Here is a 22,619-nt window from a genome sequence, read left to right on the forward strand (position 1 = left end):
GATGAATATTCAAGAGGTACTGTCACAGAAAGTTAAAGAAGCCGTACAATCTATTTTTGATAAGGAATTGCCAAATGTGGAATTTCAACCTACGCGAAAAGATTTTGAAGGGGATATCACTGTTGTGGTTTTTCCAATGCTACGTGTGGTAAAGGGCAATCCTGTACAGATAGGGGAACAGATTGGAACTTATTTAAAGGATCAGGTCAATGAAGTGGCTAATTTTAACGTGATCAAAGGGTTTTTAAATATTGTTATCAACGATAGTTTTTACTTGGATTTTTTTAATTCCATAAAAAACATTGAACAATACGGGTATGTAAAAAAATCCAATGATGCCGTAATGGTAGAATACTCATCTCCCAATACAAATAAACCTTTGCATTTGGGGCATATACGTAACAATTTATTAGGGTACTCCGTTTCTGAAATATTGAAAGCTTCCGGTAAAAAAGTTTACAAAACCCAAATAATCAATGATCGTGGTATTCATATTTGTAAAAGTATGGTGGCCTGGAAAAGATTTGGAAATGGTGAAACACCAGAATCTACCGGATTAAAGGGTGATAAACTGGTAGGTAATTATTATGTGGCTTTTGACAAGGCTTATAAAGATCAAATAGCGCAATTGGTAGCAAATGGTACTGACCAAAAAGTGGCTGAAAAAGATGCTCCTATTATGTTGGAAGCGCAAGAGATGCTGTTGAAATGGGAAGCTGGGGACCCGGATACCGTTCAATTATGGAAAACCATGAACGGTTGGGTATATAAAGGTTTTGAGGTAACCTACAAGAATCTTGGGGTTGATTTTGATACCCTTTACTATGAAAGCGATACCTACCTTTTAGGGAAGGATGTGGTTGCAGACGGACTTAAAAAAGGGGTTTTCTTTAAAAAGGAAGATGGTAGTGTTTGGATCGATTTGACCGAAGACGGTTTGGATGAGAAAATTGTTTTACGTTCAGATGGTACTGCGGTGTATATGACCCAAGATATTGGTACCGCCATACAACGGGTAAAAGACCACCCAGATGTAAACGGTATGGTATATACCGTTGGTAATGAGCAAGACTATCATTTTAAGGTATTGTTCCTAATATTACAGAAGCTTGGTTTTTCATGGTCCAATAAATTACATCATCTCAGTTATGGAATGGTAGATTTACCTAGCGGTAAAATGAAAAGTAGGGAGGGTACGGTCGTAGATGCGGATGATCTTATGGCAGATATGACCCAAACCGCGGCCACTATTTCCGAAGAACTAGGTAAGTTGGAAGATTATAGCAAAGAAGAAAAACAGGCACTTTATAAAATGATCGGATTGGGAGCTTTAAAATATTACATTTTAAAGGTAGATCCTAAAAAACGAATTTTGTTTGATCCAGAAGAGTCTGTGGATTTTCAAGGGAATACGGGTCCTTTTATTCAATATACATATGCCAGGATCCAATCCATTTTAAGGAAGGCCGCAAGTATGGAAATACAGAGTAATGTTCATGCGACGGTCACTGAATTGCATAGTAAGGAAAAAGAGCTTATAAAACAGCTACAGTTATTTCCAGAAACTATACAATTGGCAGCTGAAAATTACAGTCCGGCATTGATTGCCAATTATACCTATGATTTGGTAAAGGAATTTAATTCATTTTATCAGCAGGTTTCTATTCTTGGCGAAGAAAATGAAGCTAAGAAGATATTGCGCATACAACTGTCCAAAAAGGTTGCAGAGGTTATTCAAGATGCATTTAAATTATTGGGGGTTGAGGTCCCGGAGCGCATGTAGGCCTAAAACCGTAATCTAAAACTGGCATTGGGAGTAAGGCCCAAGGATAATCGTTCTATTGTTTCTATAGAATTATCTTCACCTAATCTATAAAACGTATTCAATGTATTTTTTCTATTGGTGATATTCAATATAGAGGCACCAAACGTTCCTTTAATGGTTTTGCCTAAAACAAACGTATAATTTGCAGATGCATCTGCCCTAATATATTCCGGTAATCTACTGCTGTTGGGTTCTTCGTAATTGATTTCACTAGGGAAAACTGTGTTGTCGATAGGGTCATCGGCATCTGGTCGGGTAAATGGTTTTCCGGATTTATAATTTAAACCCAAACCTAGTTTTAAGTGGCCTATGGTATAATTTCCGGCAAGGGTTATTGCGTGTCTTACATCTAGGTTGTTAGGGAATTTAGATGGTGTAAGGCTATTGAATAGATAATCATTTTTATTGAACGTATAACTAAGCCATAGACTATAGTCGTTATTTTTCTTGTTGATTAAAAATTCAGCACCTTTGACCGCATAAGAGCCAATTTCACCATTAAACTGATTTTGATTTTGAAAACCTTGGGTAAAAACATTTATACCGTTGACCTCTTTGTAAAATCCGTCAATACCTATGTATAATTTATCCGTGTCATAATTAACGCCTATAGAACCTTGTTTGCTTTTGGTAATGGGTAAGGTATTACCATCAGAAAGTATCCATCGTCTTTTTTCAATCCCCAAAAAATTCTGTTCTAAATCTATAATCTGATTGGTTACCTGGCTTTTAAATTCGCCCATTGCTTCGGTCTTGAAATTGGGGAGTAGTTCATAGGTAATATTTAACCTGGGCTCCAGAATATATTCCTTAAAGGTGTTCAGGTTTTCAAAATAATTGAGTCGCCCTCCTATGCGCCCATAAAATTTGGAATCTTCAGATGTAAATTGAAGCTCGCTGAACAAAGCATGCTTACGTATTACCCCTTTTATATTACTGGCAAAGGGTGGCTGGTTAATATTTGTTCTATTCTCTATACCTGTTTCCGTAAGTTCGTACCCATTGATCCAATCCAAATTTTTGCGCACTGCGTATTTGGTAATCAATTTTACACTGGATTCCTTGACCAAATTATTCTGTTGTAATCTTTGACTTTCATTATTTGAAATTGTCAGAGCATCCAGACCATATTGAGTATAATAGAATTGAAGGTCCGTAGTAAAATTACTTAACCAATTGCTTTGTAATCTTGTGCCTAATGAAATGTTATCCTGATTTAAGTTACTACCATTAACAGCGTTACTGTCACTGGTTTCAAAATAACTAAGGTTGTTGCTCATATTGATCATGCTGAGCTGAACTTTGTGGTCCTGGTCTATCTCATATAATACTTTTGCCGTAAAGTCATAAAAATAGAAATCACTTTCATTATCCACTTGGCTATCTTGAAATGCTTTTTCTGAAAATACGGTATAGGTGGGGGTGCTCAAAAAATCCGTATAGGACCTGCGTGCGGAAATTTGTATTCCTAAACGTTCATTAATTGGGATATTGCCAAAGACATCCCCGGATATTAAATTGAAGCCTGTCCCACCATTGGTATAGATGGGCAATTGGTCAGAGGTACGTAAGTCCATAGTGCCGCTTAGACCATCTCCATAAATGGAGGACGTGCCGTTCTTTATAATGCTGACCTTATCCGTAACATAAGGGTTAAATGCTGAGATCAATCCAAAAAAATGTCCGGTCTGGTACATTTTAATATGGTCCCAAAGAACAAGATTTTGATCATTTGTACCTCCCCTAATGTTAATATCCGAAACGGTTTCATCTACACTCTTTATGCCTGGAAGGGCTTGTACTGTCTGTAATATATCAGGTTCGCTTATACCAGGCAAAATTCCAAATTTGGATAGATTAAGTTCAAAACTTGCATCGCTAAGTTTGTTCAGACCGGTGGTCAAAAATTGGGAAACTATGACCTCTTCCAATTCTTGATAGCTAAGTGCCATGGCTATTTTATGACACATAGCAGTATTTATAAGTTTTTCCACTTCTATGAATTGTGGCTTAAAACCTAAATGCTTTACGAGTACGAGCGCAGTTCTTGGAACATTATTCATATAAAACCTTCCTGTAGTATCGGTAATACCGGTTAGTGATGTACCCAAAACTTCAACGGTTGCACCTGGTATGGTATTTTGCTCAAAATTATCTAGTACAAAGCCACAAATAGATACCGTGGAAACCTTTGTCAAGCTATAATATCTGTCACTTAACTTTGTAATAACGATATCCGTATTTTGCTGAATATGGTCTAACTTGGATGTTAATGATTGTAAATCTAACGGCTTAACATAGACATTTTCCAAAGCATTGTCCGCAAAGGAAAACTTTATGTCATGTTCCTGCTCCAAAGTCGTGAGATAATCCGAAAGGAGTATAGAGTCTTTTGCTACTTGCTGCCCCAAAGCAATTACGCTAAAGCACAGTAGTACAAGGCAAATAAGAATATGTTTATGGTGCTTTTTCTTCATAGAACAGCACTTGGTTTCCATCTAATTTAAATTTTATCTGTAATGGAACACTAATGCTTTTAAGGGCGAGCTCAAGATCGTCGTTATTGAAGGAACCGGTAAATAGTTGTTCTTTATCAATACCGCTATAGGTAACCTTAATGTTATATTGTCGCTGTAACTCATCCATTACATAATGCAAAGGTATGCTTCTGAATGAACTTTCGTTGGATAACCAAGACGGTTTGCCGTTTACGGCTACTTTGTAAGTAGAACTTTTGCCATTTATTGCCAACAATGAATTGCCCGCGGGTAATTTTGTTTCTTTTCCGTTAATGGTTACACTTACCATTCCTTCATAACAGGCCACTTCAAAATAATCTTTTCTGTTTTCAACATTAAACTGGGTTCCAAGAACGGAGACAGTTCCGTGTGTGGTTGCTACGGTAAATTTTTTGCCTTTTGCTACTTTAAAATATGCCTCTCCCTCAAGTTCAATATTTCTCTTGTCGTCCCATTTCTTTTCATTATAGGCCAGTTCTGAGTCCGCATTAAGAATAACTTCAGATGTATCCGGTAGGGTTATGGTCTTATTTTCGGCATATGATGTAGTAATCGTTTTGTTTAACGTATTCAAGTAGAAAAAAGAAGCTACTAACAATACGGTAATGGCCGCGGCTATGCGCAGGAAGGGTTTATAAGGGGCAAGGGTAAATACTTTGGGTGACTCCTTAACCTTATTTTGTTCAAGAGAATTATAGGCCGTATCCATATCAAAGGCCGGTGCTTCTAAATTAGAGGCGACATCCTTTATTTTTTTGTATGTGGCATAGGCTTCAGACTTTTTGAATTCTGCCATTTCCGCTTCGGTCAATTCATTGTTGAGCCATTTAGCCAAGTAATTTTCTTGCATGTTTGTAGCTTTGTTTTAGTATAACAACCAAGTTTTTAAAAACCCTACTTTTTGTTTTTAGTATTTGGTAAAAGGTATCAACCAATAATGTTGCTTAATGGTATGTAATGTATCTAACCTCTAACCTCTAACCTCTAATTTCTAATTATATTCCATCTATCTGCTCCCTTAAACTTTTCAGTGCCAAATGCATTCTTTTTTCAATCGCTTTTACACTTACGTTTTCAATTGCCGCAATCTCCGCATATTTTTTTCCGTCTATCCTGTTAAGTAAAAATGTGGTACGTTGGTTTTCCGGTAATGCGTTTAGGGCATTGTCCAATTTTTGCTTGAACTCTGTTTCCTCCATGATAAATTCCGGAGATTCATTGGTTGTTCCTAAGGAAGGTGGGGCATACTTTAAACGTACCTTTTCTGCTTTAATAACATTAAGGTAAAGGTTATTGGCAATGGTATATACATACGATTTTGCTTTGTCCGGTGCTACCTTTGCACAATTCTCCCATAGTTTAACAAAAGCTTCCTGTACGGCATCATTGGCTTTTTCCTCGTTCCCGAATTTATAATAAATATAATTGAATACGGTTTTTGACGTTTCATTAAAAACGCTTCGGTAAACCGCCTCTTCACATACATTTTGTGGTTGTTCTGTTTTCAACAGGGTTTCTTTTTGTCAAAGATATTTTAAAAAAAATAAAAAAGTAGGTAGGGTTTTTATCAAGTTAATTGTTTTAGGGTTGTAATAACAATAATACCAAATCATTATGAAAAAGTTTTTTAGTTATACCATGTATATTGGTCTTTTGGCCATGGCATTGAACCTAACGTCATGTCAAGATGAATTTGAGGAGATCAATAACGGTGAAGAGCCACAGGCTATAGAGGCCAATTCTTCTACTGCAGATTTAATACAACGCACAAGTTCCAATGATGGATCTTCAGACAATATAGTGGATGGGACCAGTTGCTTTCAAATAAAATTCCCATATACGGTAGAGGTGAACGGATTAACGCTTACCATAGAATCTAAGGATGATCTAGAAACTATTGAGGAAATTTTTGATAGTATAGATGATGACGAAAATATTTTGGATATCATCTTTCCTATTACGGTAACTGCTGGGGATTTTACGGAAATTACGGTTAATGGCCTACAGGATTTACGGGAATTGGCGGCAGAATGTAAAGAAGGTGGGGAAGATGACGATATTGAGTGTATTGACTTTGTATACCCTATGACCTTATACACCTTTAATGTTAATTTGGAGCAGACGAGCACGGTTCAGGTAGAAAGCGATCGTGAACTTAGATTGTTCTTTAAAGACTTGGGGAGCGACTCTTTAGTAAGTTTTGACTTTCCAATAACGCTAAAATTATATGATGATACCACAATAGAGGTTGCTAACCATAGAGAATTGGCAAGTGCCATTGAAAATGCCAAGGATGATTGTGACGAAGATGATGATGATGATTACAATGATGATGATTTTAATGATGACGAATTTAAGGAAACATTGGTTGAGTGTGTATGGTTCATTACTGAATTTAAAAGGGACAATATGGATCAAACACCGCAATTTGTCAATTACATTTTAAACTTTAAGGAAGACGGAACTGTAGTTACCGGATTCAGGGGAGCTACTACGGTACAAGGAACTTGGAGTACCGCTGTAGGTGAAGATGGAGCTCAACTTACCATGGACTTTGATGCCAGTACGGATTTTAATTTGGAATGGAATGTGTATGATATGGGTGATGACAAGATCAAATTGTACAATGGGGAAGGTAATCGTATTGTTATGAAACAATTTTGTGCAGAGGATTTACCGGTAATTACCATTGATAGTATTCGTGAAACACTGCGGGATTGTACCTGGGCCATTAAAAGGGTCAAGAACAATGGGGAACATGTAAACAGGCTTCTTGGTAGTGAATTTGAATTTCAGGCAAACGGTGTCATTACCTTATCTAATGAAACCACGGTATCAGAAGGAACATGGGAAATTACTACTAATGCACAGGGTAGATTTGTCGTAGCCATTAATATGGGTCAAGAAGGAGCCGTTAGTTTTGAATGGTTGTTGACCGATCTCAAGGATAGGATTATAAAGTTTAATGTTGAAGAGACTTTCTATGAATTGGTCATTGTTAAAAGCTGTGAGGTAGATGAAGAAGAGGAAGAGGATATTACCTATATAAAGGATGTTTTCAGTGATACCCAATGGGATATTGCATTGTTCTCGGAAAATGAGGACGAGTCAACGGAACTTTATATGAACGATACCCTATATTTTAACGCAGATGGTAGTTTAGAAGTACGTAACCCTAATGAAGTGGTACTTAGTACAGGTAGATGGTTTGCCTATAGAAACGCCTTTAGCGGTAAATTGGAAATGATTATTTCCTTTGTTCCCGGTAGTAATTACTTGGCTTTGGCCAATGATTATCAGATCATGGAGGTAACCGAGACAAGAATTGAACTCAAGCACGAAAACGAAATTGAAGGTTACGACCATTTGGTCTTGGAAAGAGAATAAAAGTAAAGCATCCAAAAATATACCGTCAACAGTAAAGAGTTGGGCCTCGTTGACGGTATTGATGGAGGTTTTTTGTTAGGGAATATATGAAAATGTAATCCCTTTTTTGCCCCACAAGCAATGTTAGAGCATCTATTTTATATAGATGCTCTTTTGTTTTGTAGATTTTGGTACACTTGCTGCGAAATTAGCAGGGACTTTGTTAAATTTGTAGCCCCTTTAAATAGAAAAGAATGTTCGATAATTTAAGCGATAAGCTAGATAAAGCCTTACATGTACTAAAAGGACATGGTCAGATTACGGAAATCAATGTTGCGGAGACCACCAAGGAAGTACGCCGTGCCTTATTGGATGCAGATGTCAACTTTAAGATTGCCAAAGAATTTACCAACAGGGTAAAGGAAAAGGCTTTAGGGCAGGATGTACTTACCACCTTGCAGCCTGGGCAGTTAATGGTTAAGATCGTTAAGGATGAGCTTACCCAATTAATGGGGGGCGAATCTGAGGGAATAAATTTATCAGGCAAGCCATCGGTCATCTTAATGTCCGGTCTACAAGGGTCGGGTAAGACCACATTTTCTGGTAAACTGGCCAATTTTTTAAAGACAAAAAAATCCAAGAACCCGTTATTGGTAGCCTGTGATGTTTATCGTCCTGCGGCAATAGACCAATTACATGTTGTAGGGGAACAAATAGGTGTGCCCGTTTATTCCGATCGAGACAATACCGATCCGGTCGCTATTGCGCAGGCAGGTATTGCCAAGGCGAAGCAAGATGGCCACAATGTAGTCATCATAGATACCGCAGGTCGTCTGGCGGTAGATGATAAGATGATGGAGGAAATATCCAATATCCATAAAGCCATACAGCCCCAGGAAACCTTGTTCGTCGTAGATTCCATGACAGGGCAAGATGCGGTAAATACAGCAAAAGCTTTTAACGATATCCTTAATTTTGATGGTGTTATCCTAACAAAACTAGATGGTGATACCCGTGGCGGTGCCGCAATTTCCATTAAATCCGTAGTGGATAAGCCGATCAAATTTATTGGTACGGGAGAGAAAATGGAAGCCATAGATATATTCTACCCATCGCGTATGGCAGACCGTATCTTGGGAATGGGTGATGTAATATCACTTGTTGAAAGGGCACAGGAGCAATTTGATGAGGAAGAGGCCAGAAAGATTCAAAAGAAAATTGCAAAAAATAAATTCGGTTTTGACGATTTCCTGAGCCAGATTCAGCAAATCAAGAAAATGGGTAACATGAAGGATCTTATGGGAATGATTCCCGGAGCTGGCAAAGCCTTAAAAGGTTTGGATATCGATGATGATGCCTTTAAGCATATAGAGGCCATTATCTACTCCATGACGCCGGACGAACGCTCAAATCCATCAAAACTGAATGCAAGCAGAAAAAAGCGAATTGCCAAAGGTGCCGGTAGAGAAGTTCAGGAAATCAACCAGCTGCTAAAGCAATTTGATCAAATGAGCAAGATGATGAAAATGATGCAAGGTGGCGGCGGTAAAAAGATGATGCAGATGATGGGTGCCATGAAAGGAATGAGATAAAAAACGAATAGGACAACTAAAATAAGTGGATATGGAATTATTGGATGGTAAAAAAGTATCCAATCAAATTAAGGAGGAAATAAAGGCAGAGGTTGCTAAAATGAAGGAAAGAGGAGAAAAAGTCCCTCATTTGGCAGCAATAATTGTGGGTAGTGATGGTGCCAGTTTAACCTATGTAGGCAGTAAGGTGCGTTCTTGCGAGCGTGTAGGTTTTGAATCTACCCTAATTCAAATGCCCAGTACAACCTCTGAACAGGAGTTGTTGAGAAAAATCAAGGAGCTGAACGAAGATGATAATATTGACGGATTTATCGTACAGTTGCCATTACCGGAACAAATAGATACCCAAAAGGTGATATTGGCCGTACACCCAGATAAGGATGTAGATGGTTTTCACCCCACCAACTTTGGTAAAATGGCGCTGGATATGAGTACCTTCATACCGGCTACCCCATTTGGAATTTTGGAATTATTGGAGCGTTATAAGGTAGATACCAAAGGTAAACATACCGTGGTCATTGGACGTAGCCATATTGTAGGTAGGCCAATGAGTATTTTAATGGGTAGAAAGGGCTGGCCGGGCAACTCAACCGTAACGCTAACCCATAGCCATACAAAAAACATCACCCAAATTATATCACAGGCAGATATCGTAATTTCTGCATTGGGTGTTCCTAAATTTTTAAAAGCTGAGATGGTAAAGGATGATGCCGTGGTCATTGACGTAGGTATTACCCGTGTGCCTGATGAAACCAAGGAAAAAGGATATTACATAACAGGCGATGTGGATTTTGAAAATGTAAGTAAAAAGGCATCGTTTATAACTCCGGTTCCGGGTGGGGTAGGCCCAATGACCATTGCAATGTTGTTAAAGAATACATTATTGGCAAGGGAAAGGCATAGAAGTAGAGACTGATCATACTGATCCTGTGAAAACCCAACACTTTAAGTTGGGTTTTTTTATACCCCATTTATTCTTAGGTTATTAGAATAATAGAAAGATATTATATAGCGCTATTTTTTTGTATGCTGTTGGTTGCCGTACTGTCATTGGGAATGATATAATCAATATCATTGCTGTCGTCATAGTCACAACTGCCAATTAAGGAAATGATACTTATGACCATAATGGCAAATAAAATTTTTTTCATAGTAGGGGTTTTTATGGTTATAGCGGTATAATCGCACATAAATACATAACGTTTAATTTATGGATATGGTATGGTAATTCGGTATATGGTAAACCGTTATTTAAGAAATTTCTAAGTTGAGAGTAAGAGAGCATTTTTAAATAAACCTTTGGACGGTAAATTATTATGAAACTAAAACACTTTTTTAATATGTTTTACCGGTTAAGTTTAAGTAGCACAAAAAATCTTTTTGATATGAACATGATTGGGGTCTAGGTATTATCTTTAATAAACCAATCCAGAGAGCCGTCATGAAAAAATTTGTAATTGCTATAATACTGCTAAATATTGTTTTCACTAGTTGTGAAAAGGTGGTAAAGCCCATTTATAATATCAATGTAACCTTAGATGAAACGGTAAGTGCATCAAAAAAAGACGGTAGGTTACTACTTATGTTATCTACAGACGATAGTGATGAGCCTCGTTTTCAGATTAATGACGGATTAAATACGCAACTCATATTTGGTGTTAATGTCAATGATTGGGAACCGGGCACACCCATTTCATTTGATGCCAGTGTTTTTGGCTATCCCTATGAAAGTTTAAAGGATGTACCACCAGGGGAATATAATGTACAAGCACTATTACATGTCTATGAAACTTTTAACCTTTCTAGTGGACATACCGTGAAACTTCCAATGGATAATGGCGAAGGCCAACAATGGCAAAGGTCTCCGGGCAATTTATATAGTAAACCGTTTAAGGTAAGGGTGGCAACCAATGGTTTTGAAAACGTATCGGTTACCTTGGATCAAGTTATTCCGCCCATAGAGGAGCCAACAGATACTAAGTGGATAAAACATATAAAGGTTAAATCAGAAAAACTGTCCGCCTTTTGGGGCCGTGATATTTATCTTGGTGCACATGTTTTGCTTCCCAAAGGTTTTGATGAGCATCCTGAAGCCAAGTATCCGTTAATGGTCTTCCATGGTCACTTTCCCTCGGATTTTGGAGGTTTCAGGACCACCCCTCCAGACCCCAACCTTACACCTGAATATTCAGAACGGTTTAATTTGGAAGGATATAATATAATTCAACAACAAGAGGCTTATGATTTTTACAAGCGATGGAACGCGCCCGATTTCCCTCGTTTCATAATTATAGAAATTCAACATCCAACACCGTATTATGACGATTCTTATGCCGTAAATTCTGCCAGTCAAGGTCCTTACGGGGACGCTATTACCTATGAGCTAATTCCTGAAATTGAAAAACAGTTTAGGGGAATAGGCGAGGGGTGGTCTCGTTTTTTATATGGCGGTTCTACCGGTGGTTGGGAAGCATTGGCGGTACAGGTAAAATACCCGGAAGAATATAACGGATGTTTTGCGGCTTGTCCTGACCCCATAGATTTTAGGGCCTATACGTTAACCAATATCTATGAGGATAAAAATGCCTATTATTATCCAAGTAGGCACAAACAACTGGAAGTGCCTGCCCATCGTAACTATTTAGGGCAAATACAATCTACCCTGCGCCAAGGAAATCATTTGGAACTGGTATTGGGGGACAAATCTAGGTCGGGACAACAATGGGATATATGGGAAGCTACATATTCTCCCCAAGGAGATGATGGATACCCGGTAAGGATTTGGGATAAGATGACCGGAGATATAGACCATGAAGTAGCGGAATACTGGAAGGAGAATTATGATCTTAGGCATATCTTGCAACGAGATTGGGGTAAACTAGGGGATAATTTAAAAGGTAAGATTCATATCTACTGTGGGGATATGGATAATTATTATTTGAACAATGCCGTATATCTTATGGAAGACTTTCTGGAAAGTACCACGGATCCATATTATGAAGGAGAAGTGCTATATGGCGACCGAGCGGAACATTGTTGGAACGGAGACCCGGAACAGCCCAATGCCATTTCCAGACTTCGTTACAATAGTATGTACGTACCAAAGATCATGGAGCGTATTGAAAAAAGTGCTCCTAAAGATGCCGATTTAACGAGTTGGAGGTATGAATAATATAGTTTATTTAAATTTTAACAGTAATAAAAGTGCACAATGAAATATAGAAGATTCGGAAGAACAGATTGGCAAGTAAGTGAAGTAGGATATGGAATGTGGGGCATGGCAGGTTGGACGGCCAGTGATGATGAACAATCGGCTAAATCATTGGATTTGGCAGTTGAAAAAGGGGTCAATTTTTTTGATACGGCATGGGGCTATGGTGAAGGACATAGTGAAGAATTACTGGGGGAATTGGTTAAGAGACATCCCTCAAAAAAAATCTATACGGCCAGTAAAATTCCACCTAAGAACTTTCAATGGCCAGCAAAACCTGAATATGATTTTGACGATTCTTATCCTACCGAGCATATTATGGAATACACCCATAAAACGTTGAGGAATTTGAACTTGGAGCAAATAGACTTAATGCAGTTTCATACTTGGGACGATGTTTGGAGCGATAGGGAAGAATGGCAACGCGCTATAGAAGATTTAAAAACTTCTGGTAAAGTAGCGGCAATGGGTGTAAGTATGAACCGTTGGGAGCCGGAAAATGGAATTAAAGCTTTAAAAACAGGATTGTTGGATGCCGTTCAGGTTATCTATAATATATTTGACCAAGCACCAGTAGATGTTCTTTTTCCGCTTTGTAAGGAATTGGATATCGCAACAATAGCCCGTGTGCCTTTTGATGAAGGAACATTGACAGGGAACATTACAAAAGAAACAACTTTTCCGGAAGGTGACTGGCGCGGTACCTATTTTGTACCAGAGAATTTAATTTCTTCAGTAGAGCATGCCGATGCTTTACGACCATTAATTCCTGAGGGAATGACCATGGCTGAAATGGCGCTTCGTTTTATATTGATGAATGATAATGTGGGTACTACCATACCCGGTATGCGTAAACAACGTAATGTCTTAGCGAATACTGCGACAAGTGATGGAAAAGGTTTGCCAAAAGAACTATATCAAGAATTGAAAAAGCATCGTTGGGACAGAGTACCTACTTCTTGGTCTCAGTAGAGACCATAAATAATACATGGCAATTAAAAACACCCCCATTAATTTTAATCAATAGGGGTGTTTCTTATTCTTGACTCTTGTTATTTGGCAAATAATTGCCCCATATCTTTAAAAGCTTTGAACTCTAAAGCATTTCCGGCAGGGTCATAAAAAAACATGGTAGCCTGTTCGCCTACTTTACCTGCAAAACGCACATAAGGCTCAATGACGAATTGTACACCTTTGGATTTTAGCTCTTCCGAAAAGCGCTGAAAAGTATCCCAAGGTAAAACTACTCCGTAATGCGGTACGGGTACATCATGACCGTCAACGGGGTTGTGGTGTACGGTTTCGGTTTCAGATTTAGGCTTGTAGTGTATCACCAATTGATGTCCGAATAAATTGAAATCTACCCAATGGTCGCTACTACGGCCTTCTTCGCAATTCAATATTTCTCGGTAAAAAATTCTGCATTCCGCTAGGTTGTGTACGGGTATCGCAATATGAAATGGTGTAATGTTTTGCATAGTTAGTTATTTCTTAATGCTGAAATTAATTCTTTTTTGTTCATTTTTGAACGTCCTTCAATACCAATTTTTTTGGCTTGTTCGTAAAGCTCGTCTTTTGTTCTGTCTTCATAAGTAGATGCACTACCACCCTTTTTGCCCGCATTTTCAGTATTGGCTATTCTAGCTGCTTTTTGTTTGCTATAGCCTTTTTCTACTAATGCCTCGTATTGCTCTTCATTTTTAATTTGGGGAATATTATTTGATTTTGCCATTTTTTATTTTAAAAATAAATAATTAATGGTCTGTGAACGTGCTGTATACAATTAGAAATTACTCTGCTAAAAAGGATATAATTTTATCGTTGACCTCATCTTGATGCATAGAATGTCCAAAGCCTTCCGTACTATACAGTTCGCTGCCGTTCCAATGTTTATGAACGGCAACAGAAGCATGGTAGGGCGCTATTTCATCTAGTCTATCATGAAAGACCAATCCTTTTTTGGTATTTCGTTTTACAAATTTTGGACTAGAAAAATCTTCTGGGGTAAATCCAAAATGGTCATTGATATACACTTCCAAGGTTTTGGTGACCTTTGTGCTTAGCCCTAATAGTTTTTTATAGTGATCGAGAATTTCATGGAGTTCTGATGGCGAACCAATGGTAACCATTTTTTCAACATGGTCATTTGGGTTGTTGGCCTCATTATATAATATGGTCATGCCACCCATAGAATGGCCTATGAGCACTTTAGGGGTATAAACGGACAACATCTCCTTTAAAGTGGCTGCATAAAGGGGTACATGTAAAATGGTGCCTGATGAATACCCGTGCGCAGGGGCGTCAAATGCAATAATGTTATAATTTTCTGCCTGTAGTTTTTCAATCAATTTATGCCATCGCCAACTATTGCTTTCCCAACCATGTACCAAAAGAACGGTTTCATTTTTGCCAGACCAATGATATACCTGTATGTTGTGTTCATTGATGGATAGCACATCTAATTTAGCTTTATCCAAAAAAGCTTGCTGTTTGGGAAGTACACGGCCTTTTCTTACTGTTGCAAATACGGTAAATGCCTGTTGGGCCACTTTTTTTGGAACAAACCATACCAAGAGATTAAAGTAGAGACCGTAGAGTTTTGGAATAAGTTTTTTAAATAGAACGGGCACCTGTTGTTATTTTATAAATTGATGGAAATTGGGGAAATGGGTTTTAGGACATGCTGAAAAGGTAAATTAGTCCCAACCGATCATCATGTATTTTATTTTTGCGTTATCCGGTATTTGTACTTCTTCTATATTGCTATTGGCATTATACCGTAAACTTTCCGGTAGTTCTTTTTTATCTATCGTAAAATAAAGATCACTGTCCTTTAATAATACCACCACATTATTAAGTGAGGTGATAATTTTCTTAATAGCGTATTCCTCCTTTATATCCTTAAAGGTGCTTAATTTGGAAATCCCTTTCTCGGTTACGTACCTTTCATCATTAATTTGAACATTTTGTATGGTCGCAATACTATCGGTATTTGGGGTAAGGGTGAGTAACAGCGGGCCCCCTCTTTCATAAATTTTTATTTTACTGGCCCCGTTGCCAAAATTTAGCTTTACGGTATCCTTAACTACAGAGTCCTTTTCAAAAATCAATTCTATATCCCTTGCTAAACTTTGTTTGGAGAGCAGGCCTACCTGATCTCCTGAAATTTGAAAATCTTTAGATTGTTCATCCTGACAGTTAAAGAGCAAAAAACTGCCTGCTAAAAAGAATAAAATATGTAATGATCTCATAATTGCTAACGCATCACTTTTTTTAACACCCCAAGTACGCCCCTAATAAAAGTTGCACTTGTCAATACTTTTATGATAGGATTTTGTCTGGTACTTTGTCTTGTGGATGTTCTTCTTGGTTTAGGTTTGTTTTTTTCTTTTTCGGCCAATTTTTCCGCCTCGTCTATTTTTTCGTTCAGGATTTCATAGGCGCTCTCACGGTCAATTATTTCATTGTATTTGTTGACCAAGGACGATTTATCGATAACATTGGCCAATTCCTTATCCGTCAACACATCCATGCGGCTCATGGGTGCGCGCAATAGGGTAGCGGCAAGTGGGGTTGGTCTCCCTTTTTCGTCCAGTGCCGAAATCAAGGCCTCGCCAATTCCTAAGGAAGTAAGCACTTCTTTGGTGTCGTAATATTCGGATTCCGGATAATTTTCCGCCGTCATTTTTATGGCCTTCCTATCCCTGGCCGTAAATGCCCTTAGCGCATGCTGAACCTTAAGGCCTAGCTGTGCCAATACATCATTAGGAACATCCGTTGGGTTTTGGGTAACAAAATATAGTCCTATTCCTTTTGAACGTATGAGCTTTACTATACTTTCTATTTGGTCCAATAACGCTTTTGAGGCTTCCTTGAATATAAGATGTGCCTCATCTATGAACAAAATCAGTTCCGGTTGGTCACTATCGCCCTGCTCTGGAAAGGTGGAATAGATTTCCGCCAATAAGCTTAGCATAAACGTAGAGAACAATTTAGGCCTATCCTGTATATCCGTTAGGCGTAAGATGTTTATATAGCCTTGGCCTTTTGCATCTACACGGGTCAAATCCATTACATCAAAGGATTTCTCCCCAAAAAACAGTTCTGCTCCCTGTTGTTCCAATTCTATGATCTTTCTTAAAATGGCCCCGGTAGAGCTGGTCGAGATTCTTCCATATTCCTTGGTAAATTCTGCCTTACCGGCCCCTGTTGCATATTGTAGGACTTTTTTAAAATCCTTAAGGTCTAGCAAGGGCATTTTTTGATCGTCGCAGTATTTAAATACTACTGCCACAATACCTTCTTGCGTTTCTGAAAGGTCAAGGATACGCGATAATAGTACTGGTCCAAACTCTGAAACGGTAGCCCTAAGTTTTACACCATCCTGCTCTGATAATGATAGGATTTCTACCGGGAAACTATTTGCTTTAAAAGGAATGCCTATTTTGGCATGGCGCTCATCTATTTTGGGATGTCCCGGACTAGGTTGTGCCAATCCACTTAAATCTCCTTTTAAATCCATTAACATGACCGGAATTCCTTTTTGTGAAAGGTTTTCTGCAAGTACTTGTAACGTTTTGGTTTTTCCAGTACCGGTGGCACCTGCTATAAGGCCATGTCTGTTCAATGTTTTTAACGGAATTTTCACCAAAGCATCCGTAACGGCCTCTCCATTCTGCATAGCGGCTCCCATTACAATATAATCGCCTTTGGTGGTATAACCTTTTTTAATATGTTCAAAAAAATCTTCGGTACCGGCCATTTTATTTAATTTTCGATAAAAATAGTGGATTTTTAAGCAATCCAAAAGATAAGGACTGCCTTAATACTACTTAGTTTTCAACAGAAAGCGGTTGGTTTCTAGTTAGAATGCAATGCATTTGTACGGTATAAACCGTTGAGAATTTTAGTAACTATACCGTATCTTTGCCAGATGAAAAATGTGGAGGTACTTGAGAAAGTGAACAAAGGCGTGTATTTACCCTTAATGGAAGAATTTTATACCATACAGGGAGAAGGTTTTTACAAGGGAACGGCCGCCTATTTCATTAGGGTCGGAGGATGTGATGTTGGATGCCATTGGTGCGATGTAAAGGAAAGTTGGAACGCAGAAACGCATCCACCTACGGATATTGAGCATATTGTTGCCAATGCAGCCACATATTCAGATACTATTGTGGTTACCGGTGGTGAACCGTTGATGTGGAATATGGAACCGTTGACCACGGCGCTCAAAAATAAAGGACTTAAAACCCATATTGAAACATCTGGAGCCTATACCTTGACCGGTAATTGGGACTGGATCTGTCTTTCACCTAAAAAGAACAAACTTCCGGAAGGTGTTATATATGACAAGGCCCATGAACTAAAAGTCATTGTCTATAACAAACATGACTTAATCTTTGCAGAGGAGCAAGCCGCCAAAACCAATGCGGATTGTATTCTATACCTGCAACCAGAATGGAGCGTAAGGGATAAAGTTGTGCCAATGATCGTGGATTATGTCATGAAGAACCCAAAATGGAAGGTATCCCTACAAACCCACAAATATTTAAATATTCCATAACATACTCCGGTTTAATCTAATTTTTTGAATGTAATTGGTGGTATCAACGACCACCATTGGCCCTAATATCCAAAATACATTCAGGATCAAGGGCTACACTTGCAACACCTTTTGCAGTTTGTTTTTCCAACATGCGCAGAACGCTTTCGCCAGACAATATGCAGCCAGATGTTACACCATCCTCATAAGCTGTTTTAGCCGACATTTTTTGGGATTTCCCTAAAACCGAATTACTGCCAAATTGTAATTCTGCTCGCATTAAACATCCATCTTGATTGCAATGTTTATCGCCCACTAATTCTCCATCCTCATTCTCGGATTCGGACTCATGATCATTGACCATATCCGTACCTAAATTTACCAAACCGAAAAGATGCCCAAATTCATGGTTCAACGTAGCGGTCTCTACATCCTCATTATTTATGGAAGAGCTTCTGGCAGCTAATTTTCTTACCGTAATTTCATGAATGATCATGGAAGTGTTCCGGTACACCGCTCCCAACGTTACAAGTCCGCCCTCCAAGTCATCACCTTCCGCAGGGGAATCGGCAAAATAAATATAAATTGCCAAGGTACTGCCCGTATTAAAAGCGGTTCTGTTCTTGGTTTCCAACTCTACTATTTCCTGCAAGGTCAGCTCATCTTCAACAGGACTTGGTAATTCGTTATAAATAATCTCAATATCTTCCTTAAAGGTATATTGGCGCAAATAATCTGTGAACTGGGTCATAGCCGTAGCAGTTGGTCTAAAACCTTCTACATAGCCAATTTCTATTAATAATTTATCATAAGTGCTGTTAGAGAGTATGTCGTTGGCAGAGTCTCCCGTAGCCAAAAGATTGGCCTCTTTGTTCACTGAAGGGGTCGGTGTTTCCTCCTCTGTTGTCGTACTACTTTTTGAGCATGATACCGCAATGGCTAAAACAAAAAGCAGGATTAAATTCTTGAATGTGCTCATAATATGAATATCTAGTAGCATAACGAAAAAATAAGGCGCCTATTATTGCATTGGTGTCAATCTTGCCAAATAGTCGTAATGTTCGCCCTCCATTACGAGTTCACAATGTAAATTATTGAAATTTGCCGCACGTTGCAGGGTGTTATAATCTACGTATAACCACGGAAAAGGTTCACTTTTTTCCTTTTTGTAGCGCATGATAAAATTTACCTCGCCATAATAATCCGTAGTATCCGGAATCCAATAGCCACCATCTTCATCATTCTCGAACATATAGATGATATCGCTGGAATCCAATAGAATTTGTCCGCCATCATTTAAGAGGGTAGTCAGTTTATGAAAAAATGGCGATAAGCCTTTTAATGTTCCTGCGATACCTACACCGTTCATTAAAATTAAAATAGTATCAAACTTGTGTCCTTCATAGGATAGTAAATCAGTATGAACCGTATTTTTAAGCCCTCTGGATGCACAGACTTTTATAGCGCCTTCTGAAGCGTCCAGGCCTATAACGTTTAGTTTTTTTTCTTGTAGATGCAAACTATGGCTACCCGCACCGCAACCAACATCCAAAACCTTGCCTTTGCATAAGTTTAAAGCCTTTTGCTCAATGTTAGGCATTTCTTTAAAACTTCTGAACATATAAGGTAGAGGCAGAACATCTTCTTCTTCAAGGGAGGAATATGTAATAATATCTTCAATGTAATTGCCGTGTTGGTAATCTAAGAGCGCCGTACCTAAAATATCCTTGTTCAAAATTATAGTATTTCTAGATGCAAAAGTCTCGCTTTTTGGCGCTACTTTCCTAGTTTTGAAGAATTAATTTTAGACATGGAGGAGGTTTTACGACAATTACCAAAAAAGGCCAAGGAAAAACAAAATGAGAATAAAAAGTTCTTTGCCAAACTGCGGAAAAAAGCACCAAAGGATTTGGACTATACCATGCAAGAACTTCATGAAAAAGAGTTTGAGCGAACAGATTGTTTAACCTGCGCCAATTGTTGCAAAACTACAGGTCCACTTTTTACCAACGCAGATGTGGAGCGCATTTCCAAATCGTTTAGGATGAAACCCCAAAAATTCATAGATGCCTATTTACGGATCGATGAGGAAAACGATTATGTTTTGCAACAAGTACCCTGTACGTTTTTAGGCCAAGATAATCTATGTTCCATATATGATGTGCGGCCAAAGGCATGTCGTGAGTTTCCGCATACGGACCGCAAGAAATTTCAGCAAATAAGCCATCTTACCCTAAAGAATGTGGCTATTTGCCCTGCCGCGTTCAATATAGTAGAGGAGATGAAAAAACGGATTAAGTAATATGCATCAATTTACAGCAATCAATGATAAATCAAGTGGGTTAATGTACTATTAACGATAAATTTTAAGGTGGCTTCAATTAAAAAGTTTCTAGGTTAATCCTAAAACCATCAACCATTGATGAAAGAACATCCCACCCAACTTTTTATTATATTTAGGACATGGAACAACTCATTTCTTATTTTGAAACCATACCTGCCGTTCATAGGTCATTGATTTTAGTTGGTGGTATTACGTTCTTTTGGATCCTAGAAGGTATTGTGCCGTTATTCAACGGCAGTTATAATAAATGGAAACATTCCCTGCCCAATTTCTTCTTTACCTTGACGACTATAGTGGTGAATTTTCCATTGGCATTTTTACTTTTAAAAACATCGGATTGGGCGGTAGCCAATGACTTTGGTATCATTAACTGGTTGCCAGATATGCCTTTATGGGCCTATGTTTTTTTTGGGGTTGCTCTGTTAGACTTGATAGGTGCCTACACGGCACATTTGGTGGAGCACAGGGTTAAACCGCTGTGGATGGTTCATTTGGTACATCATACCGATCACAATGTAGATACGACTACGGCCAATAGGCATCATCCTTTAGAAAGCTTAATACGGTATATGTTTACCTTGATCGGAGTTTTTATTGTGGGTGCGCCCATTGGTATCATCATGTTATACCAAAGTCTATCTGTAGTATTGTCACAATTTAATCATGCCAATATTAAATTACCAAAAGGTGTTGACAAAGCAATTAGTTGGGTATTGATCTCACCGGATATGCATAAAGTACATCACCATTATGTACTACCTTACACGGATAGTAACTACGGTAATATATTTTCTTGGTGGGACCGACTGTTCGGTACATACATGCATTTAGATCGCGAAAAAATTATTTACGGTGTAGATACTTTCCCAGATGAGGTTGCTAACGGTGAAATAAGTTCGTTGTTGAAATATCCTTTTGTTGGCTATAGAAAACCAACAACTAATGGTAGTAGCCTAGAGGAAATAGCAAATGAACAGCCTTTAATAAAGTAAGTATTTCGCCCTAATTTTTTTAAACTTTTCAATATCCGCTTTCCATGTCGCTTTTATTTCGGCATTGGTAGCCCCTGCTTCAATCTGCTTTTGCAGTCTATCATTGCCGGCGTGTTTAGTGAATCCGTCGGTAAGGAAGAATTTACTTTTGTCCACGGTATTGGTATAGGCATCTATAATATATTCCATAGTCACCTCATTCATGCGTTCGGTTTTGGATAGGTCCTTGCCATAACATAGTTTGCCCTCTTCTTTTGGATACTTAGATCCAAAATTTGGTTTTGGGGTATAGGTGAAATCATACACGTTCTTATCCAGAAAAGATGCGCCGTATCGTTGAAATTGAAATTCGGTACCACGACCGGCATTTATATTTGTGCCTTCTAACATTCCTAAACTTGGGTATAGGGTAATAGATGTGTCATTTGGTAAATTTGGAGAAGGTCTAATGGGCAAACTGTAAAAACGGTCATGTGTCCAATTTTCTAATGGGATTACGGTAAGGTCTACCTTTTTGTCTCCCTCTAGCCACATTTCCTCATTGATCATATTGGCGTATTCCCCAATGGTCATTCCGTACACTAAGGGTATTTGGGTCATGCCCAGAAAAGAGGTGTGTTCCGCTTCCATGGTTGGTCCGTCTACATAATGTCCGTTAGGGTTTGGGCGGTCCAATACCAATACGGGAATTCCTTTTTCAGCGCAGGCTTCCATAACCAGTTGCAGGGTAGCTATATAGGTGTAAAAACGCACACCTACATCTTGTATATCGAACAATACTAGATCTAAACCATCTAATTGCTCTTGGCTTGGCTTTCTATTTTTTCCATGCAAGGATATTAATTCTAGTCCAGTTTTGGTGTCCTTGCTATTGTTTACATGTTCCCCTGCATCAAAATTGCCTCTAAAACCATGTTCAGGAGAAAAAACGTGCTTGATCGCTACATCTAACGAAAGTAGACTGTCTACCAAATGGGTATACCCACCTGGCTTAAAAATAACACTGGTCAGGTTAGCGACAACGGCAATTTTCTTTCCCTTTAAAAGTGGTACATAGGCTTCCGTACGGTTAGCGGCTACGACTATTTCTTTTTCTTCCTGTTTTATTTGTGGCTTAGATGCGCGTTGTGTGTTTTCGGTTACTGTATGGGCATTGTTTCCGCATGTGCCCAATACCAAAAACCATAATAAAACTGTACTTTTGAAATTGGATAAAAATAACATC

21 protein-coding genes are annotated in these 22,619 nt (G+C 38.5%); 9 read left to right on the top strand and 12 right to left on the bottom strand.

Annotated features, from left to right (window positions below; translation table 11 throughout):
* The first annotated feature begins 1 nt into the window (after nt 1).
* A complete protein-coding gene (gene argS / locus CHB68_RS03635) occupies nt 2-1,783 on the top strand; it encodes an arginine--tRNA ligase (RefSeq protein WP_089259479.1) in 1,782 nt (593 codons plus the stop codon).
* Nucleotides 1,784-1,785: 2 nt separating this feature from the next.
* On the opposite strand, the gene CHB68_RS03640 is transcribed toward argS, so the two are convergent.
* The 3 genes from CHB68_RS03640 to CHB68_RS03650 all read right to left on the bottom strand — a co-directional run bounded on the left by CHB68_RS03640 (nt 1,786) and on the right by CHB68_RS03650 (nt 5,852).
* Nucleotides 1,786-4,302 (bottom strand): TonB-dependent receptor, encoded by a 2,517-nt coding sequence (locus CHB68_RS03640; RefSeq protein ID WP_089259480.1) that lies wholly within the window; start codon nt 4,300-4,302, stop codon nt 1,786-1,788.
* Nucleotides 4,283-5,194 (bottom strand): FecR family protein, encoded by a 912-nt coding sequence (locus tag CHB68_RS03645; protein ID WP_089259481.1) that lies wholly within the window; start codon nt 5,192-5,194, stop codon nt 4,283-4,285. Before CHB68_RS03645 ends, CHB68_RS03640 begins: the two co-directional genes overlap by 20 nt.
* Before the next feature lie 145 nt (nt 5,195-5,339).
* On the bottom strand, nt 5,340-5,852 hold the full coding sequence (locus CHB68_RS03650; protein WP_089259482.1) for an RNA polymerase sigma factor: 513 nt from the start codon (nt 5,850-5,852) through the stop codon (nt 5,340-5,342).
* A gap of 106 nt (nt 5,853-5,958) precedes the next feature.
* Here CHB68_RS03650 and CHB68_RS03655 point away from each other — a divergent pair, with 106 nt between their 5' ends.
* The 3 genes from CHB68_RS03655 to CHB68_RS03665 all read left to right on the top strand — a co-directional run bounded on the left by CHB68_RS03655 (nt 5,959) and on the right by CHB68_RS03665 (nt 10,218).
* Nucleotides 5,959-7,731: a hypothetical protein gene (locus CHB68_RS03655; RefSeq protein ID WP_245838776.1), complete on the top strand. Its 1,773-nt coding sequence runs from the start codon at nt 5,959-5,961 to the stop codon at nt 7,729-7,731.
* 233 nt (nt 7,732-7,964) lie between these two features.
* Complete coding sequence (gene ffh, locus CHB68_RS03660; RefSeq protein ID WP_089259483.1) at nt 7,965-9,302, top strand: signal recognition particle protein; 1,338 nt, start codon at nt 7,965-7,967, stop codon at nt 9,300-9,302.
* Nucleotides 9,303-9,333: 31 nt separating this feature from the next.
* Complete coding sequence (locus CHB68_RS03665) at nt 9,334-10,218, top strand: bifunctional 5,10-methylenetetrahydrofolate dehydrogenase/5,10-methenyltetrahydrofolate cyclohydrolase (RefSeq protein WP_089259484.1); 885 nt, start codon at nt 9,334-9,336, stop codon at nt 10,216-10,218.
* Between the two features lie 88 nt (nt 10,219-10,306).
* On the opposite strand, the gene CHB68_RS18515 is transcribed toward CHB68_RS03665, so the two are convergent.
* Nucleotides 10,307-10,453 carry a hypothetical protein gene (locus CHB68_RS18515; RefSeq protein WP_179213129.1) on the bottom strand — a complete coding sequence of 49 codons (147 nt, stop codon included), beginning with the start codon at nt 10,451-10,453 and terminating at the stop codon, nt 10,307-10,309.
* A 290-nt stretch (nt 10,454-10,743) separates the two neighbouring features.
* Here CHB68_RS18515 and CHB68_RS03675 point away from each other — a divergent pair, with 290 nt between their 5' ends.
* Together CHB68_RS03675 and CHB68_RS03680 are read left to right on the top strand one after the other, a co-directional pair.
* The gene (locus CHB68_RS03675; RefSeq protein WP_089259486.1) at nt 10,744-12,474 is read left to right on the top strand and encodes an alpha/beta hydrolase-fold protein; all 1,731 of its coding nucleotides are present in this window, start codon (nt 10,744-10,746) and stop codon (nt 12,472-12,474) included.
* A 39-nt stretch (nt 12,475-12,513) separates the two neighbouring features.
* Nucleotides 12,514-13,485, top strand: a complete 972-nt coding sequence (locus tag CHB68_RS03680) for an aldo/keto reductase (RefSeq protein WP_089259487.1) — start codon at nt 12,514-12,516, stop codon at nt 13,483-13,485.
* Nucleotides 13,486-13,565: 80 nt separating this feature from the next.
* Here the strand turns inward: CHB68_RS03680 and CHB68_RS03685 are convergent, their stop codons facing one another.
* The 5 genes from CHB68_RS03685 to CHB68_RS03705 form a co-directional block, all read right to left on the bottom strand.
* Nucleotides 13,566-13,991: a VOC family protein gene (locus tag CHB68_RS03685; protein WP_089259488.1), complete on the bottom strand. Its 426-nt coding sequence runs from the start codon at nt 13,989-13,991 to the stop codon at nt 13,566-13,568.
* A gap of 2 nt (nt 13,992-13,993) precedes the next feature.
* Nucleotides 13,994-14,245, bottom strand: a complete 252-nt coding sequence (locus CHB68_RS03690; protein WP_089259489.1) for a DUF7218 family protein — start codon at nt 14,243-14,245, stop codon at nt 13,994-13,996.
* A 58-nt stretch (nt 14,246-14,303) separates the two neighbouring features.
* Nucleotides 14,304-15,143, bottom strand: coding sequence for an alpha/beta fold hydrolase (locus CHB68_RS03695; RefSeq protein ID WP_089259490.1), 840 nt, complete (start codon nt 15,141-15,143; stop codon nt 14,304-14,306).
* A gap of 66 nt (nt 15,144-15,209) precedes the next feature.
* Nucleotides 15,210-15,764, bottom strand: a complete 555-nt coding sequence (locus tag CHB68_RS03700; protein ID WP_089259491.1) for a hypothetical protein — start codon at nt 15,762-15,764, stop codon at nt 15,210-15,212.
* Nucleotides 15,765-15,769: 5 nt separating this feature from the next.
* Nucleotides 15,770-17,275, bottom strand: a complete 1,506-nt coding sequence (locus CHB68_RS03705; RefSeq protein WP_089259492.1) for a helicase HerA-like domain-containing protein — start codon at nt 17,273-17,275, stop codon at nt 15,770-15,772.
* A 171-nt stretch (nt 17,276-17,446) separates the two neighbouring features.
* Here CHB68_RS03705 and CHB68_RS03710 point away from each other — a divergent pair, with 171 nt between their 5' ends.
* Nucleotides 17,447-18,079, top strand: coding sequence for a 7-carboxy-7-deazaguanine synthase QueE (locus CHB68_RS03710; RefSeq protein ID WP_089259493.1), 633 nt, complete (start codon nt 17,447-17,449; stop codon nt 18,077-18,079).
* A gap of 43 nt (nt 18,080-18,122) precedes the next feature.
* Here the strand turns inward: CHB68_RS03710 and CHB68_RS03715 are convergent, their stop codons facing one another.
* Together CHB68_RS03715 and CHB68_RS03720 are read right to left on the bottom strand one after the other, a co-directional pair.
* A complete protein-coding gene (locus tag CHB68_RS03715) occupies nt 18,123-19,037 on the bottom strand; it encodes a hypothetical protein (protein WP_089259494.1) in 915 nt (304 codons plus the stop codon).
* Between the two features lie 42 nt (nt 19,038-19,079).
* Nucleotides 19,080-19,793 (bottom strand): class I SAM-dependent methyltransferase, encoded by a 714-nt coding sequence (locus CHB68_RS03720; RefSeq protein ID WP_089259495.1) that lies wholly within the window; start codon nt 19,791-19,793, stop codon nt 19,080-19,082.
* Nucleotides 19,794-19,868: 75 nt separating this feature from the next.
* Between CHB68_RS03720 and CHB68_RS03725 the strand changes: the two genes are divergently transcribed.
* Together CHB68_RS03725 and CHB68_RS03730 are read left to right on the top strand one after the other, a co-directional pair.
* Entirely contained in the window at nt 19,869-20,360 is a 492-nt protein-coding gene (locus CHB68_RS03725; RefSeq protein WP_089259496.1) for a YkgJ family cysteine cluster protein, read from the top strand.
* 161 nt (nt 20,361-20,521) lie between these two features.
* A complete protein-coding gene (locus tag CHB68_RS03730; RefSeq protein WP_089259497.1) occupies nt 20,522-21,394 on the top strand; it encodes a sterol desaturase family protein in 873 nt (290 codons plus the stop codon).
* On the opposite strand, the gene CHB68_RS03735 is transcribed toward CHB68_RS03730, so the two are convergent.
* Nucleotides 21,383-22,618, bottom strand: a complete 1,236-nt coding sequence (locus CHB68_RS03735) for an exo-beta-N-acetylmuramidase NamZ family protein (protein WP_089259766.1) — start codon at nt 22,616-22,618, stop codon at nt 21,383-21,385. The genes CHB68_RS03730 and CHB68_RS03735 overlap by 12 nt on opposite strands.
* Between the last annotated feature and the right edge of the window lies 1 nt (nt 22,619).

The organism is Maribacter sedimenticola (assembly GCF_900188415.1).
Classification (GTDB): domain Bacteria; phylum Bacteroidota; class Bacteroidia; order Flavobacteriales; family Flavobacteriaceae; genus Maribacter; species Maribacter sedimenticola.